22 protein-coding genes and 1 pseudogene are annotated in these 19,591 nt (G+C 38.9%); 5 read left to right on the top strand and 18 right to left on the bottom strand.

Annotation, left to right across the window (positions count from 1 at the left end; translation table 11 throughout):
* Positions 1–150 (bottom strand): FxsA family protein (locus tag A5N85_RS17540; RefSeq protein ID WP_169818612.1); only part of this gene is annotated, 150 nt, incomplete at its 3' end.
* A 229-nt stretch (positions 151–379) separates the two neighbouring features.
* Here A5N85_RS17540 and A5N85_RS03535 point away from each other — a divergent pair.
* Complete coding sequence (locus tag A5N85_RS03535; RefSeq protein ID WP_072576003.1) at positions 380–1,057, top strand: response regulator; 678 nt, start codon at positions 380–382, stop codon at positions 1,055–1,057.
* A 167-nt stretch (positions 1,058–1,224) separates the two neighbouring features.
* Here A5N85_RS03535 and A5N85_RS03530 read toward each other — a convergent pair whose 3' ends face one another.
* The gene (locus A5N85_RS03530) at positions 1,225–1,692 is read right to left on the bottom strand and encodes a disulfide bond formation protein B (protein WP_282955984.1); all 468 of its coding nucleotides are present in this window, start codon (positions 1,690–1,692) and stop codon (positions 1,225–1,227) included.
* 258 nt (positions 1,693–1,950) lie between these two features.
* Between A5N85_RS03530 and A5N85_RS03525 the strand changes: the two genes are divergently transcribed.
* A complete protein-coding gene (locus A5N85_RS03525) occupies positions 1,951–2,886 on the top strand; it encodes a Dyp-type peroxidase (protein ID WP_072576001.1) in 936 nt (311 codons plus the stop codon).
* Between the two features lie 22 nt (positions 2,887–2,908).
* On the opposite strand, the gene A5N85_RS03520 is transcribed toward A5N85_RS03525, so the two are convergent.
* Genes A5N85_RS03520 through A5N85_RS03460 form a run of 13 tightly spaced genes read right to left on the bottom strand, consistent with a single transcriptional unit; the run spans position 2,909 to position 13,760 of the window.
* Positions 2,909–4,144 (bottom strand): beta-ketoacyl-ACP synthase, encoded by a 1,236-nt coding sequence (locus tag A5N85_RS03520; RefSeq protein ID WP_072576000.1) that lies wholly within the window; start codon positions 4,142–4,144, stop codon positions 2,909–2,911.
* Positions 4,138–4,866 carry a 3-oxoacyl-ACP reductase FabG gene (gene fabG / locus A5N85_RS03515; protein ID WP_072576005.1) on the bottom strand — a complete coding sequence of 243 codons (729 nt, stop codon included), beginning with the start codon at positions 4,864–4,866 and terminating at the stop codon, positions 4,138–4,140. Before fabG ends, A5N85_RS03520 begins: the two co-directional genes overlap by 7 nt.
* Positions 4,866–5,318: a hotdog family protein gene (locus A5N85_RS03510; RefSeq protein ID WP_072575999.1), complete on the bottom strand. Its 453-nt coding sequence runs from the start codon at positions 5,316–5,318 to the stop codon at positions 4,866–4,868. Before A5N85_RS03510 ends, fabG begins: the two co-directional genes overlap by 1 nt.
* Positions 5,308–6,507, bottom strand: a complete 1,200-nt coding sequence (locus A5N85_RS03505) for a beta-ketoacyl-ACP synthase (RefSeq protein WP_072575998.1) — start codon at positions 6,505–6,507, stop codon at positions 5,308–5,310. The genes A5N85_RS03510 and A5N85_RS03505 overlap by 11 nt, the downstream gene beginning before the upstream one ends.
* Positions 6,504–7,076 carry a hypothetical protein gene (locus A5N85_RS03500; RefSeq protein ID WP_143143167.1) on the bottom strand — a complete coding sequence of 191 codons (573 nt, stop codon included), beginning with the start codon at positions 7,074–7,076 and terminating at the stop codon, positions 6,504–6,506. Before A5N85_RS03500 ends, A5N85_RS03505 begins: the two co-directional genes overlap by 4 nt.
* A gap of 19 nt (positions 7,077–7,095) precedes the next feature.
* Positions 7,096–8,346 (bottom strand): NAD(P)/FAD-dependent oxidoreductase, encoded by a 1,251-nt coding sequence (locus tag A5N85_RS03495; protein ID WP_072575996.1) that lies wholly within the window; start codon positions 8,344–8,346, stop codon positions 7,096–7,098.
* On the bottom strand, positions 8,333–9,103 hold the full coding sequence (gene tatC, locus A5N85_RS03490; RefSeq protein ID WP_072575995.1) for a twin-arginine translocase subunit TatC: 771 nt from the start codon (positions 9,101–9,103) through the stop codon (positions 8,333–8,335). Before tatC ends, A5N85_RS03495 begins: the two co-directional genes overlap by 14 nt.
* A 6-nt stretch (positions 9,104–9,109) precedes the next feature.
* The gene (gene tatB, locus A5N85_RS03485; protein ID WP_072575994.1) at positions 9,110–9,532 is read right to left on the bottom strand and encodes a Sec-independent protein translocase protein TatB; all 423 of its coding nucleotides are present in this window, start codon (positions 9,530–9,532) and stop codon (positions 9,110–9,112) included.
* Positions 9,533–9,534: 2 nt separating this feature from the next.
* Complete coding sequence (gene tatA, locus A5N85_RS03480; protein ID WP_072575993.1) at positions 9,535–9,765, bottom strand: twin-arginine translocase TatA/TatE family subunit; 231 nt, start codon at positions 9,763–9,765, stop codon at positions 9,535–9,537.
* A 16-nt stretch (positions 9,766–9,781) separates the two neighbouring features.
* Positions 9,782–10,096 (bottom strand): phosphoribosyl-ATP diphosphatase, encoded by a 315-nt coding sequence (locus A5N85_RS03475; RefSeq protein WP_072575992.1) that lies wholly within the window; start codon positions 10,094–10,096, stop codon positions 9,782–9,784.
* Positions 10,089–10,484, bottom strand: a complete 396-nt coding sequence (gene hisI / locus A5N85_RS03470) for a phosphoribosyl-AMP cyclohydrolase (RefSeq protein WP_245936026.1) — start codon at positions 10,482–10,484, stop codon at positions 10,089–10,091. The genes A5N85_RS03475 and hisI overlap by 8 nt, the downstream gene beginning before the upstream one ends.
* Complete coding sequence (pta, locus tag A5N85_RS03465; protein WP_072575991.1) at positions 10,474–12,558, bottom strand: phosphate acetyltransferase; 2,085 nt, start codon at positions 12,556–12,558, stop codon at positions 10,474–10,476. Before pta ends, hisI begins: the two co-directional genes overlap by 11 nt.
* 2 nt (positions 12,559–12,560) lie before the next feature.
* On the bottom strand, positions 12,561–13,760 hold the full coding sequence (locus tag A5N85_RS03460; protein ID WP_072575990.1) for an acetate/propionate family kinase: 1,200 nt from the start codon (positions 13,758–13,760) through the stop codon (positions 12,561–12,563).
* 413 nt (positions 13,761–14,173) lie between these two features.
* On the opposite strand from A5N85_RS03460, the gene uvrB reads away from it, so the two are divergent.
* Entirely contained in the window at positions 14,174–16,180 is a 2,007-nt protein-coding gene (uvrB, locus tag A5N85_RS03455) for an excinuclease ABC subunit UvrB (protein ID WP_072575989.1), read from the top strand.
* Positions 16,181–16,447: 267 nt separating this feature from the next.
* On the opposite strand, the pseudogene A5N85_RS14980 reads toward uvrB, so the two are convergent.
* Positions 16,448–16,552 (bottom strand): annotated as a pseudogene (locus A5N85_RS14980) (IS1595 family transposase); the annotation flags it as partial.
* Positions 16,553–17,246: 694 nt separating this feature from the next.
* On the opposite strand from A5N85_RS14980, the gene A5N85_RS03450 reads away from it, so the two are divergent.
* Positions 17,247–17,663 (top strand): DUF4878 domain-containing protein, encoded by a 417-nt coding sequence (locus A5N85_RS03450; protein ID WP_072575988.1) that lies wholly within the window; start codon positions 17,247–17,249, stop codon positions 17,661–17,663.
* Between the two features lie 96 nt (positions 17,664–17,759).
* The gene (locus A5N85_RS03445) at positions 17,760–18,431 is read left to right on the top strand and encodes a YiaD family glycine zipper/OmpA-like lipoprotein (protein ID WP_072575987.1); all 672 of its coding nucleotides are present in this window, start codon (positions 17,760–17,762) and stop codon (positions 18,429–18,431) included.
* Positions 18,432–18,918: 487 nt separating this feature from the next.
* Here the strand turns inward: A5N85_RS03445 and A5N85_RS14555 are convergent, their stop codons facing one another.
* Both A5N85_RS14555 and A5N85_RS03435 read right to left on the bottom strand, forming a co-directional pair.
* Positions 18,919–19,254, bottom strand: coding sequence for a transposase (locus A5N85_RS14555; RefSeq protein ID WP_249023921.1), 336 nt, complete (start codon positions 19,252–19,254; stop codon positions 18,919–18,921).
* 26 nt (positions 19,255–19,280) lie between these two features.
* A partial coding sequence (locus tag A5N85_RS03435) for an IS630 transposase-related protein (protein ID WP_072575985.1) occupies positions 19,281–19,591 on the bottom strand: 311 nt, incomplete at its 5' end.

Genomic DNA, 19,591 nt, shown 5'->3' with positions numbered 1-19,591 from the left:
CATTTGTTGACCGCGTAAGACCCAAATGCCGATGACTGCGCTTATTATCAATAAAAAAATCGTCCACAATGCGCCAATAGCACCTGCGACCGCTACCAATACCACTAATTCCAATAAACCCCATACGCCAAAAAACAATAATAATGGCATTTTGTCCTCCAAAAAATTCATTCTGACTAAGAAAATCAAGATAAAAGAATTTTCTCATCGCCTTTCTATTTATACGCTATGATACAAAAAACCTATTATTGATGCGTGAACAAACAGAGATAAAATAAAAATTCAATTTTTTTGAAATAAAACCGTAAAAAATAAAGCTTACTGTAAAATTAACGAAAGAAGAGATAATCATTGATAAATACTCTACTAATCTGATGATATGAATGCTATTTTAATTATTGAAGATGAAATTGAAATTGCGGAATTAATTAGCTTTGCTTTAAAGCGAGAAGGATTTTGCGTTGACTATTGCCATAGCGCGCAAACTGGCTTGCAATTACTGGAACAATTACACCCCAGCTTACTTATTTTAGATGTAGGTTTACCTGATACCGATGGACTAACGTTTTTAAAAAACCTTAGAGCAAAAGACTTTACTTTACCCGTGATTATGCTAACCGCCCGTAATGATGAAATTGACCGCATATTAGGACTAGAATTGGGTGCGGATGATTATGTTGGTAAACCCTTTAGCCCACGAGAGTTGACCGCGCGAGTAAAAGCCGTTTTAAAACGCAGTCAGCTTATTTCCTCGCATCTGCCTGTAAAAATACTTCAAATGCATTCAGACAGGCAACAAATCACTTATCAAGAAAAAATCTTACCGTTAACCTTAGCCGAATATCGTTTACTTACCGTGCTACTCGCGCATCCTAAGCGCGTTTTTTCTCGCGAACAATTACTCACCAGCATTTTTACGTCCAATCATCCGTCTGATGCGCGCACAATTGATACCCATATTAAATCCCTACGTAAAAAACTGCGCGAAGCCGGTGCGGACGCAGCGTTAATCCAAACGCATCGTGGCATGGGGTATAGCTATCAAGAACCTAATTGAGACCTTTGCAAAAAAAACAATTTGGTAGTGGTTTGAAAAGTATGCTGGAATTTTATCAAATAATCCAATGGTAGTTAAATATTTAAATATCAATATATTAAAAGAAATATTTTTTGTAAGAGTATGGTTAGCATACTTTTCAAACCACTACTACAAAATTTTCTCACTTAATGCTTTTTATTTTTTCCACAAAAAATTGCAACTAGTAATAATCCAATAAAAGCCGCTAATGACCATGTTGGAATAGTAAACCATAAAAATTTATCAGGTACAGCACAATCTCCTGTCCCTTTCATAGACTGTAAAAGCCCACCCCAAAAACCTTTTTGATCTAATGTTCCCCAAAAATCAAATCCGCAAGCCGGAATTTGATCTGGAGGTAAATTTTGAATCCAGATATGACGAGCTGCCAATCCAATTCCCAAAAAAATAGCCGAAAATTTAAATAATTTCATTAACAAATCAGCAAAAGGTTTTTCTGGCCAAAAAATCGCTTCAATCATAAACATTAAACCAACTAAGAAAAATGCTAAACGCTGCATCATACATAATGGACATGGTGCTAAATAAAGAACATGTTCTAAATATGCCCAAGCGAATAAAATCAAGCTCCATGCGCCTATTCCACTGAACATTAGCGTTATTCTTTTTTGCTTATCTGCCATCTTTACTCCTAAAAACGATACCATTTCATTTGGATTATAGCTAAATACTTTTCAAGTATATATAACAATACAAACACATTTTAAAAAATACAAAAAAACAACTAAAAATCATACGCTTTTATAATAAAAATTTTTTATTTACATTTTTTATCATAATCTAGAATACAAAAAAGATAACTTTCTAATAAAATAATAAAAATTCATCTATTTTATAAAAGGACATATCTCATGAGCATTAATACCCAGCGAGTTCTAGATAATCCTAATCATAATACCATCTTTATGGTTTGGAATTTTCATCAAAACAGATCCTCTGAAATACTATCTGTCTTTCGCAAACTATGTGCATTGGTGATTAATTTAAATAACAGCTCTCAGACACGCTTTCCAAATGCTTGCGCTAGCATTGTTTTAGGGATTGGTTATGAAGCTTGGCAAGCCCTTCAATTACCGGCACCTTTACCAAAAGAATTTTCACCTTTTAAACCAATTAAAGGCAATAAATATACTGCTGTTTCTACTCGTGGTGACTTACATATTCATATTCGCAGTAATAGCCAAAGTCATTGCATTGATATTGCTGCTAATATTAGTGAATGTTTATATCCTGTCGCTGATAGTATCGAAGAGATTCATGGTTTTCGCTACTGGGATGGTCGCAGTATTTTAGGATTTGTCGATGGTACAGAAAATCCTCAGGGAGAAGCCAGAGCAGAATTTGGACTTATTGGCGATGAAGATCCTCAATATAAAGGAGGAAGCTATCTTTTTGTTCAGAAATATATTCATGATATGCGTGCTTGGCGTGCGCTGCCTATTCCAGAGCAGGAAAAGGTAATTGGTCGTAGTAAAGCTGACGACATTGAAATGGATGAAGAGACAAAACCCAGTAACGCTCATATTGCACTAACCAATATTGGTGATGATAAAAAAGTTATTCGTGATAATGTACCTTTTGGCAGCATTTCCGATAATGAAATGGGAACTTACTTTATTGCATACGCTAGATACTTCTCTACACTTGAGCACATGCTCGAACATATGTTTATTGGCGAACCAGAAGGAAATTATGACCGCATATTAGATTTTAGTGAAGCTAAAACTGGCACGCTATTCTTCGTCCCTTCACAAGATATGCTAGAAAGTTTCATTGACGAAGAATAATCTTATAAAAGTTAGACTATAATTAAGATTCCCAGCGTTTAAAAATTAATGAAGCATTTACACCACCAAATGCAAAATTATTACTCATTACATAATCTGCGTTAATTGCTCTAGCGCTTTCTTGAATATAGTCTAACTTTCCACAACGTGAATCTACTTCATGTAAATTGATTGTCGGCATAAATAGACTTTCGCGCATCATCTCAATAGAAAACCATGCTTCCATACTGCCACAGGCGCCTAAGGTATGCCCAAAATAGCTTTTTTGGCTTGAAATAGGTACATTTGGCATCAAAGCTGCTGTTGCTTGAGTTTCTGCAATATCTCCTTGCTCTGTCGCCGTACCGTGACCATTCACATAAGCAATTTGTTCTGGTTTCAATTGCGCAGATTTCAGCGCTAACGCCATACATTTTTCCATAGTAGCTGCTTCCGGGCGCGTCACATGTGTTCCGTCTGCATTACTACCATAGCCAACAATTTCTGCATATATGGTCGCTCCTCTCGCCAATGCGCTCTCTAAAGACTCTAAAACTAAAAAAGCCCCACCCTCACCAATAACCAAACCATCTCGATCTGTATCGTAAGGTGCTGGCGTCGCTTTAGGCGCTTGATTTTTTCTGCTAGTGGCATAAAGCGCATCAAAAACATAAGACTCTGAAACGCAAAGCTCTTCACCGCCTCCAGCTAACATCATGTCAATTTGCCCGTATCGAATCGCTTCAAAGCTATAGCCAATCGCTTGTGTCGCAGAAGCACAAGCACAGGAAGTCGGAATAATTCTTCCCGTCAATCCATAAAAGATTGCCACATTGGCAGCCGTTGTATGTGGCATCATTCGAATATAAGTATTTGCATTAAAATTGTGACTATCTCCTTGTGAGATAAGCTCCGCCATCGCTAAGATATCTGGTGTAGAACCTGTAGAAGAGCCTGAAGCAACGCCTAATCGCCCATCTTTAATATCCATCTCTGGATGATTTAATAAACCTGCCATTTCAAGCGCATGCTCTGCCGCTTCAACACAAAATTGCGATACTCTGCCTAAGCTACGTAATTGCTTTCTTGTCCAATATTCAGGCGGTTGATAATCCAAAATTGGAGCAGCTAGGCGTGTTTCTAATGATACATGCCTATCCCACTCTGGCATCGCGATAACCGCATTCTCATATCGCAACATTTTTTCACGAATGCTCTGCCAAGAATTACCGAAAGCGGTAACGCCCCCCATGCCTGTCACAACGACTCGCTTTAGCATAGACCACCATTAACCGCAATAACTTGTCGGGTAATATAAGCCGCTTGCTTAGAAAGCAGAAAAGCGACTGTATGCGCTACTTCTTCTGCTGTTCCCATTCGTGCGGCAGGAATTGCTTTTAAAATTTCCGCGACTGGCACATTTTCATCAATCATATCGCTTTCAATGAGTCCGGGAGCAACGCAGTTGACGGTAATTTTGCGTTTTGCCAACTCAACTGCCAATGCTTTTGCTGCACCAATCAATCCGGCTTTAGAAGCACTATAATTCACTTGCCCGCGATTCCCTACCAATCCTGAAACCGATGCCATACAAATAATTCGACCGGCTTTTCGTCTTCTAATCATCGGCATAATCAGCGGATGCAAAACATTATAAAAACCATCTAAATTGGTTCTTAGAACACTATCCCAATCTTCATCGGTAAAAGCAGGAAAAGCATTATCTCGCGTCAAACCGGCATTTAATACTACGCCATAATAAGCACCATTTTGCTCAATATCAGCTTCCAACGTAGCTTTAGCTGCCTCACGATTCGCAACATCAAATTGTAAAATACGGGTATTTATTCCTAGCTCGTGGATTTCTTTAGCTACTTGTTCGGCTAATTCACGGCGGTTACGGCAATGTAAAACCACATCATAACCCTCTTTTGCCGCATTTAAGGCAATTGCTCGTCCAATTCCGCGACTTGAACCTGTTACCAAAACAGTTTCTGTCATCATGAAGACTCTCCAATAAAATCTTGAATATTCGGCGGGCAAAATACATTAATATTTGCCTCTGCTAAAAGCATATTTTGTTGATTTAATAAGCGACAAGCATAAACACCAAAACCATTTGCATCAATCATGGCTTCTTCTATTTCGCTTCTCAAAATACAAGGAACCGCAAAACTTGCTTGAATAGCATTAAACTTTCTTGTCCCTAATAAAAAACCTGTTTTTACCGGTTCTCCTAGTGCTTGCGCTCTAACACCTGCTAAAGCCGCGATAGTCTGTGCCATAATTTCAATCGCCGCCCAAGCCGGCAGTTGACCTTCTTCTACAAAAATATGCTGCTCATCAATATCGCTTTCTGCCGAAAGCCAATTATCACCATATTCAACTATTCGGCTAATCATTGCCATACGACCACTTTGAGGCAATAAGTGACTGGCTGGCTCAATCATCATCTTCTACCTCCAATAATAAAGCCGTATTATTTCCGCCAAAAGCGAAAGAATTACTCAAAACCCTTCTATGCTTTAATTCATTATTTTCTGTTGATAAATGAATGGCAGATAATGAGGGATCAAGCAAATATCCTTGTGCCGGTAATTTTGCATTAGGATTAGTAGATTTTGCCGTAATTAGCCATGCAATCGCCGCTTCTATTGCACCAGCTGACCCTAAGCAATGTCCTGTACGGGATTTCGTCGAAGTCACTGGAACGGATGCGTCAAATAATTTTTCAATGGCTAAAGCTTCCATCGCATCATTTGCTTGCGTTCCTGTTCCATGTGCGTTAATCCAGCCAATTTCTTGAGAAGTACGCTTTGCTTTATGTAGCGCCTGCGACATAACCGCTAATGCGCCTACACCATCTGGACGAGGTGTGGACATATGATAAGCATCGCTTCCAGCACCATAACCTGCTAAATGGACTTTATCTTGCGTTGGTTCACGAGTTGCAATAAAAATTGCTGCCCCTTCTCCAATATTGATTCCACTTCTATCTGCGCCAAAAGGATGACAAGGTGTTGGAGATAATACCGATAAACTATTAAAGCCATTTAAAGTAAATGGCGATAGACTATCAACACCACCACAAATAACGGCATCTACCATTCCGCTTTTCAATAAACGCGCTGCAGAAATTAACGTTTTCGCCCCAGAGGTGCAGGCTGTTGAAATGCCATAAGCAGGCGATGCAATCCCAAAGCGCCAAGCCAAATAAACCGCAGGCGAAGCTAATAATTGCTTATTTTGGCTATAGCCTGTTTCTTCCCATGGTGTTCCTTCTTCTACATAGCGTCGAAATGCCATTTCATTTTCATCGCTGCCAGTGGTAGAAGTTCCTAAGACGACAGCTACTCGCTCTTTGCCATAAAGCGTAATCGTTTGCGCTATTGCAGGTGCAATTTGTTGTAAAGCCGTTTCTAATAAACGATTATTTCGGCTTTTTAAATACTCTGGCGTATCTTCGGGAAAATCTGCTAATGTTTCATGCACGCGCCCAACAGTCATCTCTTGCTCAGCATCAGGCATAAACCCCGCTTCTTGACTAAGCGTATCCTTATCCGAAAAGAGACTGTTTAGCGTTTCTTGTGCGCCACTGCCCAGTGCGCTGATAATGGCTGGTTGTTCAAGATAAATTCTCATGGCAGACGATGCACGGTTAAAACGGTTTGTTTCGGATAGAGCGTAAGCTCTATAGTAGTATTTGATGAACACTGCTGTTCAAGCTGTGAAACTATTGAATGTTCCTCTTTCAATTTTTCTACACAAGTATAGAGAAATAATAATGGTATAGGCTTAAATGCCGATGGTGGTTGCTCAGTTCTCTTGAAAATATGAAAAGATTTTTTAATCTCAGATTTTTTTCCTAATACATCAGAAAGCGTACTTGATATCCCCATACCTAAGTTTGGAAAAACTTTTCCTCGCTCCTCTTTAGACATATCCAAAATCATCAATGCGGTAAATAAAGCCTTTGCCGTCGCATTTGGCGGTAATAGTCCATCCTCTTCCCATTTCTGATTAACTAATGTTTGACGAGCAATTGGAATGCCTAAAGCATCTGTCCACACCCAACGCCAATTTTTTCCTTCTGGAACGGCTACCACCAAACTAGGCGTTTCCGCCTGTTCAATTTGCCAACGAGCCTCGTGCGCTGTTGGCGCTACGATCGGTAATAAAAGGTTATTTTTACTGGCACAAGCTGTTATCAAAAGCAAACACCAGCATTTTTTAAGGGTGCGCAAGACCATACTCCCTAATCGCATTCGCAACCATATTCAATCGTCGCTCCGGTTCTACTACAAACGGATTACTTCTATCCCAAGCATAGCCCGCCAAAATCGAACTGATATAGCGTCGGATATCAGGACTGTCTTTGACTGAATAAATCACATCTTGAAAACGCCCATCATACCAACCATCTACATAAGTTTTAAATACCCGAATGCCAAAGCGCATTTCTTCTTCAAAAGCTGTTTGCCAATCCACCTGCTCGCCCTTAAATTGGCGGTCTAATAATTGCGTGGCTAAGCGTGCAGAATATACTGCAATAGCAACGCCAGAAGAAAAAACTGGATCTAAAAACTCTGCTGCATTTCCTAATAAAGCAAAACGCTCTCCGCATAAGGCTTTCACATTCGCCGAAAAGTTTTTAAAACACCGAACAGGAGCGCCAATTTCCCAATCTGCATTAACTAAAATTTCTTTAAAATAAGGGACTTTATCAGCATGTGCGCGTATCTGCGCTAAAGGATTCTCACATTCCATTTCTTCAGGTGTACCTAAAACGCCTGTTGAAGCCGTCCCATCTGAAAAAGGAATTAACCACATCCATTTTTGTCTATCATTTGGTAATGTAGCTAATGTAATCAAATCGCGATCATAATTTGCTGAATCAATCTTATCGCGAATATGAACAGAATAGACTTGTCGAGGTTTTAAGTCAGAAGGCGTTTCTAAATTGAGCAAACGCGGCAATACCCGTCCGTAACCACTCGCATCTAAAACAAATTGCCCACGAACTTGATATTTTTCTCCGTTTTCTGATTCAACAGCTAATACAACGCCTTTTTCATCTATTTGACAATCTGTGACTGTTTGTCCATAGCATACCTCTACTCCTTGTGCTTCAGCAGCATCAATGAGCAATTTATCAAATTCAGCACGCTTAACTTCATAAACTTCGCCATTAAAATTTCCAAAATTATCCCGAAAATCAATAAAGACGTTACACTCACCCCAAGTAAATCGTGCGCCAAATTTGCGTTGAAAACCGCCTGCTCTAACGGCATCACCTAGCCCAACTTCATCTAACATTGGCATTAAAGACGGCAACAAGCTCTCACCAATCACAAAGCGAGGAAAGTGCATTTTCTCTAAAACTAATACTTTATATCCTAACCGAACTAAACCTGCAGCGGCGACTGCTCCAGATGGACCAGCACCAATAATTAGTACATCTGCATCATTATTCTGACTCATGATTCTTCTCGGACTTTTTTTGTAAATATTTTGCTACTAACACACCACCTTCAAACAAAATTAACATTGGTACTGCCAATAAAATTTGCGAAAACATATCTGGAGGAGTTAGCACCATGCCAACGACAAAAGCAATTAACACAATATAAGGTCGTTTGCTAGTAAGTGTTTTTATCTCAACGACACCCATTTGCACTAAAATAACCGTTGCAACTGGCACCTCAAATACCAAACCAAATGCCATAAACATTTTTAAGCTTAAGCCTAGATAGTTGGTAATATCAGGCATCACTGCAACATCTGTTAACGCCGTTCCTTGCTTCAATAAAAAAGCGAACATCAATGGGAGAATTACGAAATAAGCGAAAATCACACCAATATAAAATAGCGCCGTTCCGCTGACCAAAATAGGAAGCATCATACGTTTTTCGTGTCGATACATTCCAGGCGCAATAAATCGCCAAATTTGATACAAACTCCAGGGAATCGTTATCAATACAGCAACAAACAAGCAAACTTTAATCGGCGTTAAAAAAGCATCAATTGGCTGATAAACCAACATTTTTTGACCAGGTAATAAATTATTTAATACCGGACGCGCAAACCAGTCATAAATCTGATGATTAAACGGCAATAAAGCAACAAATACTAATGCTAACGCCAAAAGAATATAGAGTATGCAACTACGCAACTCAATTAAATGATCGACCACAGACATTTCACGATCGTCTGTTTCATCCATGGATTGATTTGTCATATAAATTTAAGAAGATTTATGTTCGATGCCGCTGTCTTTTTCTGCTTCGGGATTAATAGGTTTTTCAGGCGGAGTATGGCTTGATTCATCAATTTCTGCATGACTAATCGTCTTTTCTACCGACTTAATCTCTTTATCAAGGCTATCTAAAATCGCTTTTCCCTCTGTTTTGATGCCTTTTTCACCATCTATCACGGACTGATTTAACTTTCGGATATGCTCTTGAATATCGGTTTCTTCCACATATCGTCGCATTTCATCAATTTCTAGCTCACGCTCAATATCGTGTTTCACATCATCAAACATTCGACGAAATTTACGCACAGTTGCCATGACTTTGCGCACCACTTCAGGTAACTTATCGGGTCCAACAACAACGATCCCAATTATCGCAATCGTTACCAGTTCCCAAAAGCCAATATCAAACACCTTTAACCTTTTGTTTCATCTTTGTGTTTCACTTCTGCATCAATAATACGACTGTCTTCTAGATGCGTTACACGCTCTTGCTGATTCTTTTCTTCTTCATTATTTTTCATTTCTTTTTTAAAGCCATTGATAGCACTACCTAAATCAGACCCTAAATTGCGTAAGCGTTTACCGCCAAAAATTAACACGACGATAACTAAAACAATTAGTAATTGAATTGGACTAATTCCCATAAATACTCTCTCATTGTTAACGATTAGCTTTTTCCTCTAGTCCGGATTGTCCGAACCGACGGGATAATTCTATAGAAATATCATTTAATGTGATACCTTCGCGCGCCCAAAGCACCATTAAATGATAAATAAGATCGCAGCTTTCATAAATCACTTCTGATTTTTCAGCTCCTTTACTGGCAATAACGACTTCTGTCGCTTCTTCACCAATTTTTTTCAGCAATTTATCAATATTTCCTTGCAGAAGTTGGGCAGTATAACTGATGTTTGTTTCAGCAGTTTTACGATTTGCTATCATTTCTTCTAGCACGGCAAAAACATTTTTATCCATAAATTTCCTTTGGTGATTTTAAAACAGGCTCTTTTTCAACCCATTCACCGTCTTCAAGACAACGATAAAAACAATTATGCCGCCCCGTATGACAAGCAATACCGCCCTTTTGATGAACAACAGCAAGAACGGCATCTCCATCACAATCTAACCATAAATTCTCAACCACTTGCGTATGACCAGAGGTTTCCCCCTTATGCCAGCGCTGTTTTCGAGAACGGCTATAATAGACCATCTCACCGATGGCGACCGTTTCTAATAACGTTTCCCTATTCATCCACGCTTGCATCAATACTGCGCCACTTTCCGCATCTAGAGTAACCACACAAACCAAGCCATCAGCATTAAAGCGAACTGCCTCAAGCCATTTTGCATTATCAAGCATCATTTTGAGCTGCCTGCACAGCCGTAATAGCAATGGTATAAATAATATCGTCTATCAACGCGCCGCGAGACAAATCGTTCACAGGCTTACGCATTCCTTGCAATACTGGTCCCATAGATACCGCATTTGCACTCCGCTGAACGGCTTTATAAGTCGTATTCCCCGTATTTAAATCTGGAAATACAAAAACCGTTGCTTGCCCAGCTACGGGTGAATTCGGCGCTTTACTGGCAGCGACAGAAGCGACAGCCGCAGCATCATACTGCAAAGGTCCATCAACAATAATATCTGGACGCAATTCTCTCACCTTATCCGTTGCTGCTTTTACCTTTTCAACCTCTTCTCCCGAACCAGAGCTTCCAGTTGAATAAGAAATCATGGCAACCTTAGGCGAAATACCAAAAGCTTTTGCGGTATCATTTGATTGAATGGCAATTTGCGCAAGTTCATCGGCATCAGGTTTTGGCACAATAGCACAATCTCCATAAACCATAACCTTATCTGGCAAACACATAAAGAAGACGGATGACACCATTTTCGCTCCCGGCGCCGTTTTAATAATTTGTAACGGCGGACGCATCGTATTTGCTGTGGTATGAACCGCACCAGACACTAAGCCATCAACTTCGCCAGCTTCTAGCATCATCGTTCCGAGCATAACATTGTCTTCTAATTGCTCACGCGCAATCGATTCTGTCATTCCTTTCTTTGCACGCAACTCTATCAGACGCGCCACATAATTTTCGCGTACATCTGCGGGATTGATAATAACAATGCCTTCCCCAAGCTCAACACCTTGTTGTTCCGCCACTCGTTTGACACTTTCTGGTTCAGCTAATAATACGCATTTCGCCATTTTTCGAGCAGCGACTTGAGCGGCTGCAACTACTGTACGCGGTTCATCTCCCTCTGGTAATACAATCGTCTTACCAGCAGCGATTGCCTGCTTAACAAGCTGATAGCGGAAAGAGGCTGGTGAAAGTACGCTTTCACGCATGGTTAAAAGATAATCTTGCGCCCAATCTGAACCAATATGTTCTGCGAAAAATTCTTGCGTTAAACGAATACGCTCTTCATCATCTACGGGTAAATAGCGATTAAATCCTTTCATTTTATCGACTAATCCCCAGCTGCTTGAATCAATATGCAACAATGGCAAACCACTTTTTTCTAAAAGCGGACGACATAAATCAAAGACGGTTTTACTTGGTTCAGTGGGTCCAGTCAGTACTAATGCCGCTAATTGCGTTCCAGCGGATGCTGAAATAGTTACCGCCATTAATGCATCATCCCGATCACCGGGACAAAAAATACAATTATTAGGAATTAAATATTTAGTAGCATTAGGAACTGTACGGGCAAACATCACAAACTCTTGCACCCGTCTTTGCGCCATTTCGCCAGCAAATAAAACCGTAGCGTTTAAATGCTTTTGCAAATCACTCACTCTAGGAGCAGAAAGCTCTAATTTTTCAGGAACCATACCTAACAAACGGAAATTTCCTTGCGCAAAATTCCCTAATTGCCGAACCGCTTCTGCTGTCAATCCGTTCTCAATTCCTACATGATTAATAACCGCACCCAACAAATGCTTTTTACGGTATCCGCCAAATTCTTCTGCAACAAAATCAATCTGATTTTCTAAGCGCACAGCAGAATCTATTTTTGCACTAGCAACAATAATCACGTCTGCATCTAATGCCCGTGCAACCGCCTGATTTAATTGACTCGCATAAGGCACGTTAGAGCTTTCTAGTAATCCTTCTAAAATCACAATATCAGCATCGCCTTTTGCCGCTTCAAAACGCTGAATCAAGAGCTCCATTAGCTCATCTAAAGAATGCGTATCTAGCGCTTTTTGCACAGCTTCTGGACTTAAAGGCTGAGATTGACCACGCACATATCTTGCCATCAAATCATAACTTAAATCTGTTGTTAGCCCTTCAGCATATTGCAATACAGGTTTAAAAAAGCCAACCTTTACACCTTTTTGGTCTAAAGCATGGAAAATCCCCATTACCGCAGAAGTCAATCCAACTCCCGCATGAGTTCCAACCACTAAAACCGTTTTCGTCATGATTATTCCTTCTCTGCTATTTCTGCTAATGCTAGCGTATCACGCGCAATCATTAACTCTTCATTTGTTGGGACAACCCAAATAGGTTTGCTATCTTGAGCAGAAATTGCGCCAGTTTTACCATATAGCACTTCATTATTTAAATCTTCATCTAATTTGAAGCCTAAAAAGCCTAAATGCTCTACTGTTCTTTTACGTACAAAAGCGGAGTTTTCACCGATACCGCCTGTAAACACTAAAACGTCACATCCATTTAAAGCAACCATTTGTGCCGCAATATGCTTAGCTAGACGGTAACAATACACTTCTAAAGCACGAATTGCAGCGAGATTACCCTTATTCATTTCTTCTTCTAATGTTCGACAATCATTAGAAATTTCAGACAGCCCTAAAAGTCCAGATTTTTTCCATAAGACTTCACCCACTTCATGGATGCTAATACCAAATTGCTCCGTTAAAATTCTTGGAATAGCAGGATCAATATCACCAGAGCGTGTTCCATGCACAATACCTTCTAAAGGCGTTAATCCCATTGTGGTATCTAAAGAATGATCGCCATCAATTGCAGCGACGGAGCCACCATTGCCTAAATGACAGACAATTGACTTTGGTTTTTCAATGTCAATAAGTTTTGGTAACTGCGCACTCACATAACGATAAGATGTCCCATGGAAACCATATCGACGAATATGATAAGACTGATAATAGCGATAAGGTAAAGCATATAAATACGCTTTTTCTGGAATCTTTTGATGAAAAGCTGTATCGAAGACCACCACTTGCACCAAATCAGGAAAACTTTTTTGTGCAGCATCAATACCTGTGATATGTGCAGGATTGTGTAAAGGCGCTAAGCGGATACAGTCAGCAATTTTATCACGAACATCGTCTTCAATACGAACTGATTCAGAAAAATACTCTCCCCCATGAACAATTCGATGTCCTACTGCGCTAATCTCTGCCATAAGTCCTTGCTCTTCTAGAACTTCAACAATTTGTTTCATCGCAGCGTCATGTGTTCCTGGATGTAAAGTCAAAGCAAATTTTTCATTCGCAACTTTATAAGAAAAATCGCCAACCTCATGCCCTTGGCCTAATCTTTCAGCCAGTCCTTTTAAAGGACAATCACCCGTTTGTGGATCTATAACCGCAAATTTTAAGCTTGAAGACCCACAGTTGATAACTAGAACATAACGATGCATAGACATTCCTTCATTTTTTGCAATCAAAACGTTATTATTCTACCGCTTCAAAAAACATTTCGCACGAATGTTATTAACATTTTATATAGAACTAAAAATATACTATATTGATTTTATGATAAAAATCTTGTTTTTTACGCAAAATAATTTATACTAGACTTAAGTTGCAATGTGACAGTTATTCCCCACAATTTTGTGGGGTTTTTTATCTCAATTTAATCTATTACGCTTTGAAATATTAGCTAAAACTCTGTCAATAGCTTCTTAATAAGCCTCAATGTCATCATGACAACTTTCTATTTCCCAGTATCAACAAGTTTAAAAGCACAGCTATCTAACCAATCTACCTTTTCCAAATATAGAGACTAAACTGTTTTATAATAGTGTTGTAATTGGCACTCTAAAAAATTCTTATGTCTAAATCTGATGCTTTTGAACTCAAATCAGACTATGCCCCTGCTGGCGATCAACCAACAGCGATTGCCAAAATATTAGAAGGCTTAGAAGACGGTCTGGCAAAACAAACCTTATTAGGCGTAACCGGTTCTGGTAAAACTTACACCATGGCGAATGTGATTGCAAAAGCCAACCGCCCCGCTATTATTCTTGCTCCTAATAAAACGCTTGCCGCACAGCTTTATGGCGAAATGCGAGAATTTTTTCCTAATAACGCAGTGGAATACTTTGTTTCCTACTATGATTATTACCAACCAGAAGCTTATGTGCCTGCATCAGATACTTTTATTGAAAAAGATGCCTCTATCAATGAGCATATCGAACAAATGCGCTTATCGGCGACTAAAGCCATTCTAGAACGGCGCGATACCATTATCGTCGCATCCGTTTCCTCTATTTATGGTCTTGGCGACCCTAAGCTTTATATGAAAATGGTTTTGCACATCAACCGTGGGAGCCGAATTAACCAACGTGAAATGCTCTCTCAATTAGCTGAATTGCAATATACCCGCAATGATTTGCAGTTATTACGGGGAACTTTCCGCGTTCGCGGAGATGTGATTGACATCATGCCTGCTGAGAGTGATTGGTATGCTTTACGCGTAGAACTATTTGATGATGAAGTTGAATCTATTCGCTATTTTGACCCATTAACGGGTGAGTTACTCGACCCCATCCCAAGAGTAACTATCTATCCCAAAACGCACTATGCTACTCCGCGCGAAACCATTATTGAAGCCATTGAAAGTATTAAAACAGAATTAAAAGAACGCTTAATCATTTTACACGCACAGAATAAATTGGTAGAAGCCCAACGATTAGAACAACGCACCAAATTTGATTTAGAAATGATGCAAGAGCTTGGCTATTGTTCTGGCATTGAAAACTATAGTCGTTATCTATCTGGGCGTAAACCGGGTGAACCGCCACCTACTTTGCATGATTACCTACCGCATGATGCGATTTTGATGATTGATGAAAGCCATGTAACCATACCACAGTTAAATGGTATGTATCGAGGCGACCGGTCTCGTAAAGAAACATTAGTCGAATATGGATTTCGTTTACCTTCTGCCTTAGATAATCGTCCATTACGTTTTGAAGAATTTGAGCATTTAGCGCCTCAAACACTTTATATCAGCGCCACACCCGGGCCTTATGAACTAGAACACAGCGAACAAATTATCGAACAAGTTGTTCGCCCGACAGGCTTACTCGACCCTATCGTTGAAGTTCGCCCTGTAAGTCGTCAAGTTGATGATGTATTAAGCGAAATTCACAAACGTACTGCAATCAATGAGCGAGTATTGATTACCACGCTAACCAAAAAAATGAGCGAAGACCTCACCGATTTTTTAATGGAGCATGGCATAAAAGTGCGCTATATCCACTCAGATATCAACACCGTTGAGCGAATGGAAATTATTCGTGATTTACGTCTAGGTGAATTCGATGTATTAGTTGGCATTAACCTTTTACGCGAAGGACTAGATATGCCAGAAGTTTCTCTAGTAGCTATTTTTGATGCTGATAAAGAAGGATTTTTACGTGGAGAACGTGCACTCATTCAAACCATTGGACGTGCCGCACGAAACGCCAATGGCATGGCAATTCTTTACGCCGACACAATTACCGCTTCGATGGATAAGGCAATGAAAGAAACTGCTCGTCGTCGAGAAAAACAAATCGCACATAACGAAGCACACGGCATTACGCCAAAAACTATCCATAAAAAGGTCGCGGATGTTATGGAAGGTGCCAACATTGCGGTCAAAGCGAAAAAAGCACATCAAGAGAATAGTGGCAAATACCACACCCTCACGCCTGCTGAAGCCGAAAAAGAAATGAAAAAACTTGAGAAACAAATGTTGGAATATGCTCAAGATTTAGAGTTTGAAAAAGCAGCCGCCCTACGAGATCAAATCAAATCACTTGAAAAACACATCTATATTGACAATGCTTAGTTTTATCTATCTTTTCAAATAAAAAACAGGACAACAGAAATATTTACCAAAAATCTATCAATATCTCACAATATAGCCAACTTCCTCAAAATACATACAACACTAACTCAATACCCACTTTGAAAATAGCCTTCTATTCAAAAGTACCGTATGCATTTTTTTGGGAACTCTGCTATAAAATGAATTTGCAGAAGTCATTTCATGACCAATATGGCTCTAGACTAGCAAAGTTTATAAAGATCACTTAATCAAGCTCCAAAAATGGCGTTACAGATTATTAGAGTTCTGATTCCAACGCCACTCGCACTCTTTTAAATAAAGCTCCAAATTAGCTGTAACACCATTAAACTTGCTCAGCCTGCGCTTGATATATATAGTAAAAGACTAATAAAAGAGTTACAGAAAATTAGATCGCTATTTCAGTAATAATACATATGCTTACTTTATTCATTTATCTTAATACTGTAACTATTCTAGTAGCATTTCACTATAGCTGAATGGGCTTAGCTTGCATACAAACTAACGAACCATAGACAGCCAATCTCAGTACGGAAAAACGAGCTAACGCTTGTTGATCATGCAACAAGAGAGTTAAAGCTAACAAAGTTAATGACTCGCAAAGCCAGTGAGGTGACTTATCAGTGTATTGAGCAACTTAAAGCAGAGTCAATACACAGCATTACTTTTGATAATGACAAAAAATTTACTTAACCATCAGCAGATAAGCAGAGCCTTAAAGGTAGATATTTATTTTGCTAAACCTTATCATTATTAGCAGCGTGGAACTACTGAAATACTAATGGCTTGATTGGTCAATTTCTCCCCAAATCACGACCATTAGATAAAATCACTGAAGCTGAAATACAGATGATAGAGAACAACTTGAATAATCGTCCTAGAAAATGTTTGGGGTTCTTAACTTCTCTTGAGATAAAATCTAGATTCAGCAGCGTTGCACTTCAAAATTACATCTACTAATAATATTAGAGTTTATTATTACAGCCTCATGATTTTTTATATGGATAACGGATGATTATGGTAAAGTAGGACTTTAAGGAGAAAATTCATGAAGAAAATTATTCATCTTTTATTGTTGAGTACGGTTATTACTTTTTTAGTTGCTTGTGGTGGCAAGGATAAACCAGCAGAAATAGCAGAAATATTTTTTAAGGAAATGTTTCAGGGTGATGCTAGTAAAGCGGTTGCATTAGTAGATACTTCTGGTAATTATTTAAGCGAAAAAGAGCAGCAACAAGCTAATATGTTTATTGCAATGATGGCAGCTGGGATGAAAACACAAATTGAAAAAGCTGGTGGGATTAAATCTATTGAAGCTGGGAAAGTAGAATATAATCAAGATAAAACAACTGCGACTGTTCCGCTAACCATTACTTTAAATAAAGCCATTGATGGTAAAAACTCAGATACCAATAACATTCACTTGAAAAAAGTAAATGGAGATTGGAAAATTGTTATTCGTTAATGGTGATATGCTTTTAGAACATAAACATGAATAGATTGTTATTATTCTTTTTCTAGTTTTTATTATGCTTAAGTGAATTCTTTAATAGGAGAAATTATGAAAACTAAATATTCTTCATATTTATCATTGGTTGTCGCTTTGATTTTATCTGGTTGTACAGGCATGACACAAAATCAGGAAGCAGCTCTTGGTGCAGCTGTCGGTGCAGTAGCTGGTGGTGTATTAGGGCATCAAGTGAACCATAAAAATGGTCGTTATGTTGGCGCAGTAGCAGGAGCTTTAGCAGGCGCAGCTATTGGTAACTATATGAACCGCCAACAAGAACAATTGCAACAACAATTACAGGGGACTGGAGTAAATGTTTCTCGTATTAATGAAAGCACACTTCAATTAAATATCCCGGGTGATGTTTTATTTGCAACTAATCAATATCAAATTCAGCCAAACTTTTATTCAACTTTAAATACGGTTGCTCAAACACTAAATCAGTATCCGCAAACAATCGTTCATGTGTATGGCTATACAGATAATACGGGGAATGCGAATTATAATTTAGGCTTATCAGAGCGTAGAGCTAATTCCGCAGCTCAATATTTGATGAGCCAAGGAGTTAATCCTCAACGAATTGTTGTGCGTGGTTTTGGAGAAAATTATCCTCGTGCATCTAATGCGACAGCGCAAGGGCGTCAGCAAAATCGTCGCGTAGAAATTTTCATTAAAGCAATCGATCAAAATAATCCAAATGCTGCTTATCAACCAATGCATTAATCATTGGAAATTTATAATAAAAGAGTTCTCAAATTTTTGAGAGCTCTTTTATATATAGGCAAAGGCTAGTAAAAGAGGTACAGAAACTATACCGCTACTCTAGTAAAGTATGGATGTTCATCTTATTCATCTATAGCTAAAAAACCTTACATTGCATAGATATTCTAAACAAAGTATCAATACAATCTATCTTTCATAATCGCCAAATATACATTTTCAATGCGTTCTTTTGTATTTTCCCTCTTATGAAAGACTGCATTATCTGTGACAACACTGTTTTTCGGTAATTCAGGTAACAATATCTTCTCGACCCAAACCTTAAAAATATCTCCGTTAATACTGCTATTGGTTATAGTGAAATCATCTAAAACCCAATCCAATCCAAAGCAGATAAAAGGATAAAGTATCAATACAATCCATCCGCCATTCTTTGCGTATTTGCTTAATCCAAGCCCACATCTTTTCAATGGGATTTAAGTCTGGACTATTAAGGGGGTAACCAAACTATCTCATGCCCATGCTCTTCAATGATTGCTTGAATATCACTGCGTTTATGAAAAGCGGCATTGTCCATGACAATTACACTGTTTTTAGGTAACTCAGGTAACAGTGCTTCTCTCACCCAATGAGAGAAAATATCGCTGTTAATAGAACCATCATATAAGCGTAAGGCAAACAATTCTCCATTGATAATGGCTCCAATCGCATTGCTCTGGTTCTTTAAGTGCCAGTTATCACTTCCATGACAAACTTGTCCTTTTGTGCTGTAGCCATAAGGTCTATGATCAAAGGCTTTAAAACCACATTCATCAAGATAGACTATCGGTTTGTCTTGAGCGGTCTTATCTACTATTTGTTCTTGAAAGTGCTCTCTTTTCTCTGTGTCGGCTTTTGGATGTTGGTTAATCTTTTTTTATGCGTTATCTTTAGTCGCTTTAGAGCATAACAAATCGCTGATTGCGAGCAATTAAAACGTCTAGCGCTTTCCCATTGGTAATCATCGGGATACTGCTCAATATCCTTAAGCAAGGCTTCATCATCAATCTTTGAGGGCTTACGCTCAGTAAAGCCTTTAGGATGGGGATTTTTAATCCAGCTATAGACGGTGAATTTGCTGATTTTGTAGCGCTTTGCAACAGCGCGCCAAGTTTCTCCATTAG

The sequence above is a fragment of the Suttonella ornithocola genome, from assembly GCF_001889065.1.
Taxonomy (GTDB): Bacteria; Pseudomonadota; Gammaproteobacteria; order Cardiobacteriales; family Cardiobacteriaceae; genus Suttonella_A; species Suttonella_A ornithocola.
The sequence above is the reverse complement of the archived record's forward strand: the minus strand, read 5'-3'. Positions and strand labels throughout refer to the sequence as shown.

Bases quoted from the DNA above. Each gene is read 5' to 3' on its own strand.
- A5N85_RS03450 (WP_072575988.1), top strand. From the start codon at position 17,247: ATGAAGAAAATTATTCATCTTTTATTGTTGAGTACGGTTATTACTTTT.
- hisI (WP_245936026.1), bottom strand. From the start codon at position 10,484: ATGATGCTTGATAATGCAAAATGGCTTGAGGCAGTTCGCTTTAATGCT.
- A5N85_RS03445 (WP_072575987.1), top strand. From the start codon at position 17,760: ATGAAAACTAAATATTCTTCATATTTATCATTGGTTGTCGCTTTGATT.
- A5N85_RS03535 (WP_072576003.1), top strand. From the start codon at position 380: ATGAATGCTATTTTAATTATTGAAGATGAAATTGAAATTGCGGAATTA.
- tatC (WP_072575995.1), bottom strand. From the start codon at position 9,103: ATGACAAATCAATCCATGGATGAAACAGACGATCGTGAAATGTCTGTG.
- A5N85_RS03525 (WP_072576001.1), top strand. From the start codon at position 1,951: ATGAGCATTAATACCCAGCGAGTTCTAGATAATCCTAATCATAATACC.
- fabG (WP_072576005.1), bottom strand. From the start codon at position 4,866: ATGACAGAAACTGTTTTGGTAACAGGTTCAAGTCGCGGAATTGGACGA.
- uvrB (WP_072575989.1), top strand. From the start codon at position 14,174: ATGTCTAAATCTGATGCTTTTGAACTCAAATCAGACTATGCCCCTGCT.
- A5N85_RS03520 (WP_072576000.1), bottom strand. From the start codon at position 4,144: ATGCTAAAGCGAGTCGTTGTGACAGGCATGGGGGGCGTTACCGCTTTC.
- pta (WP_072575991.1), bottom strand. From the start codon at position 12,558: ATGACGAAAACGGTTTTAGTGGTTGGAACTCATGCGGGAGTTGGATTG.
- A5N85_RS03505 (WP_072575998.1), bottom strand. From the start codon at position 6,507: ATGAGAATTTATCTTGAACAACCAGCCATTATCAGCGCACTGGGCAGT.
- A5N85_RS03495 (WP_072575996.1), bottom strand. From the start codon at position 8,346: ATGAGTCAGAATAATGATGCAGATGTACTAATTATTGGTGCTGGTCCA.
- A5N85_RS03475 (WP_072575992.1), bottom strand. From the start codon at position 10,096: ATGGATAAAAATGTTTTTGCCGTGCTAGAAGAAATGATAGCAAATCGT.
- A5N85_RS03460 (WP_072575990.1), bottom strand. From the start codon at position 13,760: ATGCATCGTTATGTTCTAGTTATCAACTGTGGGTCTTCAAGCTTAAAA.
- tatA (WP_072575993.1), bottom strand. From the start codon at position 9,765: ATGGGAATTAGTCCAATTCAATTACTAATTGTTTTAGTTATCGTCGTG.
- A5N85_RS03510 (WP_072575999.1), bottom strand. From the start codon at position 5,318: ATGATGATTGAGCCAGCCAGTCACTTATTGCCTCAAAGTGGTCGTATG.
- A5N85_RS03530 (WP_282955984.1), bottom strand. From the start codon at position 1,692: ATGTTCAGTGGAATAGGCGCATGGAGCTTGATTTTATTCGCTTGGGCA.